We start from the raw sequence: 3,716 nt of genomic DNA on the forward strand, positions 1-3,716 counted from the left end.
TGCTGGGCACACGGTGCCCGTCATTGATCGCACCACCGGTGAGATCCATGAGGCGCAAGTCTTTGTGGCGGTGATGGGTGCGTCCAATTACACCTACGCCGAGGCCACCTGGAGCCAGACCCTGCCGGACTGGATCGGCTCTCACATCCGGACTTTCGAGTTCTTGGGCGGCGTGCCGGAACTGGTGGTTCCGGATTATGTGCCGGGACACATAATCCGGATTATGTTCCCAATCCCATTATGTTCCGTTCACTTTAGAAGACCTTGAAACCATAGGGAGGCCCCCTTGCACTGGGGCACATAACGATCACAGGGATTCCAGCCATTGCAGCAGCTCGGAATTGGATCGCCATACTGGCTTTCGGTGGGACTCCGCCGGAGAATCCCAAATAGGCTCACAGGTGCGCAGCGCGTCCACTTTCATTCGGAGGGTGATCTCGGCGTATCGGTTGGTGGTCTCCAAACTGACGTGTCCAAGCCAGGCGCGGATGACGTTGACCTCGACACCTGCTTCAAGCAAATGCACGGCCGTCGTGTGGCGTAAGACATGGGGTGAGATGTGCCGCACTGTGCCATCTGCGCTTTTCTTCACCACCTTGACGGTATGACGCCGCACGATCTTGTAGATACCAAATCTGGTCAGCGGCGCACTGTTGCGGGCTAGGAAGACAGCGTCATTGGAGTGGCGTCGTTGCCGATTTTGCTCCAGTAAGTCCTGCATCAGACCCGCTGTTCGCGTCCACAAAGGACAGGTACGCCATTTGTCACCTTTACCATGCAGCCGTACTCGGGGCTCAGAACCGAGTTCCAGGTGCGTTGCGCGCAGATCCGCTACCTCCTGTACGCGTGCTCCGGTGTTATAAAGGAAGCGAAGCAAGGCTTGGTCGCGCAGAGCCTGAGGGTGGTCGGTGGGCAAGGCAGCGAACAGAGCATTAATCTCGTCGCGTTCGAGATACAGAGTCTCGCCCGGTTGCCAGCGTTTGACGGGAATGGAAGCAATTTGCTGTGCTTCCCCGAGCACGCAGGGCTCACGGCCGGCAAGATACTCGAAGAAGGTATGCAGCGCCGCCAGGCGCTGGTTTCGGGTTCTAACCCCATTACCACGTTCCTGTTCAAGGTGTTGCAAAAAATGGCGCACTCGCTCGCCAGTGAGATCAGCCAGTTCCAAGCGGGTGATCCGGCAATGCTTATCCTTTGCAGCGAATTGCAAGAACAGGCGCAGGCTCTCCTTATAACTTCGGATACTGGCCGGGCGCAGCCCCCGTTGGCATTTAAGGTGATCTTCTACGAAGGCAAAGACGAGACGCCCCAATTGATCCGTCATGATAGCTCCTCCTCTCTGCGGGGATCGGCGAATCGCTCGAACCGTTGGCTCGCCTCCCGGAGCAGTGCTTCGGTGATGGTCAGATACCAGGCAGTCGATGCCGGGTCGGCATGGCCCATGAAGGTTGATAGATGAAAGAGCCGTTGATTGGGATCCACGCCGGTGCGATACCAGCGGAGCAGAGTTGCGACCGCGAAGGAATGGCGCAGGCAGTGCAGATGAGGTTGGCGTACGCCAGGTGGCACGTACGGATCCATCTTCAGTATCAAGTGGTGAAATGTCTGACTGACCGTCTCAATACGCATTGGCTTGCGCTCTGGGAAAAAGCTGAAAGAAAATACCGGATCATCCGGCTGCCATGACCCATACCGATCAACGCCAAACTGCAGATAGACAGCGATCTGTTGCGCCATGCGCGGGCCAAAGGGGACCAAACGCGTCTTGCCAAACTTGCTCTTGTCGATCACCAGAAGGCTGCGCTGGCAATCGACGTCGCGATACCGAAGATGCACAATCTCGCCGACACGCAGGCCCAAACCGTACATCAGCGAGAAGATTGTTCGGTAGACCATGCCACGACAGGGTGCCCGGGAATTGTCCGGAAGCTGTGACGCCAACGTCAGGATGTCTTCCACCTGAGCCGGTTCGAACAGGAAGGGTTTAAGCTGGGAAGTCACCGGCTGAGGGTGAGCACGAACCGGAGAATGCGCTAGCCGCTCCTGGGCCACCTGCCAGGCAAAAAAGCAGCGGAGCACCCCCAAGAGGTGGTTATAGCTGCGTGGGCGAGTGCGTGGCCGCGAAGCGAGAAAGGCCTCAATCAACGCCGGTTGCACTAACGCCGCATCACTCACCCGTTCCTCGACCAAAAAGCGATCGAATAATTGCAAGGCGAGCTCTTCAGTATCAAATTTTCGGCCCAGCGCGCGCTTGTAACTCAAGTAAGCCGAAAAATCCTTGCCTAGTACGCTGTGGAAGGAGGCGGTCATGGCAGCACCTCCTCGTGGCCCAGCGCCACCATGCGCAGGGTTTCCACGTCCACCTTGGTATAGATGCGGGTGGAACTTGGCGACGCATGACCAACGTAATCGCCGATGACCTTGAAGTTGAACTCGGCATCGACCAATCGCTGTACGCAAGTGTGGCGCAAGGTGTGCGAACCTGGGCGACGGACATTAATACCCGCTTTGCGCAGGTAGTGCGTCGCGCGGCTGGACACAGTAACCGCCGTCACAGGTCGGACGGGCGCCAGAACCCGGAAAAACAGCCTTCGCTCCTCGACGTGTGGGCGTGCATTTTTTAAGTAGTCGAGAATAGCTTCGCCTACTACTGAAGAGAGAGGGTACGCAGTGGTGTGTCCCGCCTTGCGCTGCGGCACCAACAGGCGTTCTCTCTTCCAGTCAATATGCTCCAGTGTCAATCCGGCCACCTCATGGCCGCGCAGTCCATACGTGACGAGCAAAAGTAGAATGGCATAGTCGCGCTTGCCCAGAGCACTGCGCCGATCAACAACATCTAGCATGCGCCGGACGTCGTCCCAGGAGATCGAACGCGGGAGATCGGCCAGCTGATACCGACGCGGGGACTCTACGGTAGCGCCGAGATCGCGATTGATCAGCTGCTCGCGGTACAGGTAGCGCAGGAAGACTCGCAAGGAGCTGCACAGCCCCGTCATAGAATGCGGGCTCAATCGGCGACCGCTCTCCACCACAAACGCACTGAGTATGGCTGGAGTGAGCTCGGACAAATGCAGCAGGTTGATTCGCGCCAGGTAGGCTTCCAGGTTATGCAGATAATGGCCATAGTGCCGGAGAGACAGCTCGCGCAGGCCCCGTTCTTCACGCAGATAAACAAAGAACCCCGGTGCCTGAACCAGGAAGGGATCTTGGCTGGTCCGTCTCCGACCTGTTCCGCGGAAATCGGGCAACATCAGGGACAGCAATTGCTCGATCGGTGTACGAGCATCATTAGCCACCCATCGCTTTGCCTGGTATGCGTTCTTGGCGTGAACCTTTACCCAGTGCTTTACATAAGGCTCGACATGAGTCGGAAGCTCGCTCCACTGCGTGGCACCATGATCGCGAGCAAACTCGCCAAACTGCCTCAGGAGTGGGACTCGCCGCAAGATTACCCTGGGCCTGTATCCGTGCCCGGCTAACCACGCAACGTACTGCTCAATCGGTTCCGCGATCCAGGAAGCGCGGATCGCATCGATGGTATCGGGCTTAACGAAGTAATGTTCTAACATGACAATCTCCTTTCTGGATGTAGGAAAGGAAATCATGCGCCCAAACGGCATCTGTCGTTATGTGTCCTTTTACACGGGATCCTCCCTATGGATTCAAGGGCTTCCAGGGTGAACGGAACATAATGGGATTGGGAACATAATCCGGAT

At 57.2% G+C, this 3,716-nt stretch carries 3 protein-coding genes and 1 pseudogene; 1 reads left to right on the forward strand and 3 read right to left on the reverse strand.

Going from position 1 to position 3,716, the window contains the following annotated elements:
• Positions 1–196: pseudogene (locus AC13DJ_RS00115) on the forward strand (IS21 family transposase); the annotation flags it as partial.
• A gap of 111 nt (positions 197–307) precedes the next feature.
• On the opposite strand, the gene AC13DJ_RS00120 reads toward AC13DJ_RS00115, so the two are convergent.
• From AC13DJ_RS00120 to AC13DJ_RS00130, 3 genes are read right to left on the reverse strand one after another with little or no spacing between them, the layout of a single operon-like run.
• Positions 308–1,324 (reverse strand): tyrosine-type recombinase/integrase, encoded by a 1,017-nt coding sequence (locus AC13DJ_RS00120; RefSeq protein WP_058092803.1) that lies wholly within the window; start codon positions 1,322–1,324, stop codon positions 308–310.
• Positions 1,321–2,310 carry a tyrosine-type recombinase/integrase gene (locus AC13DJ_RS00125; protein WP_278350163.1) on the reverse strand — a complete coding sequence of 330 codons (990 nt, stop codon included), beginning with the start codon at positions 2,308–2,310 and terminating at the stop codon, positions 1,321–1,323. The genes AC13DJ_RS00120 and AC13DJ_RS00125 overlap by 4 nt, the downstream gene beginning before the upstream one ends.
• Complete coding sequence (locus AC13DJ_RS00130; RefSeq protein ID WP_008170044.1) at positions 2,307–3,569, reverse strand: tyrosine-type recombinase/integrase; 1,263 nt, start codon at positions 3,567–3,569, stop codon at positions 2,307–2,309. The genes AC13DJ_RS00125 and AC13DJ_RS00130 overlap by 4 nt, the downstream gene beginning before the upstream one ends.
• Between the last annotated feature and the right edge of the window lie 147 nt (positions 3,570–3,716).

Source organism: Marinobacter sp. L-46 (assembly GCF_056859535.1).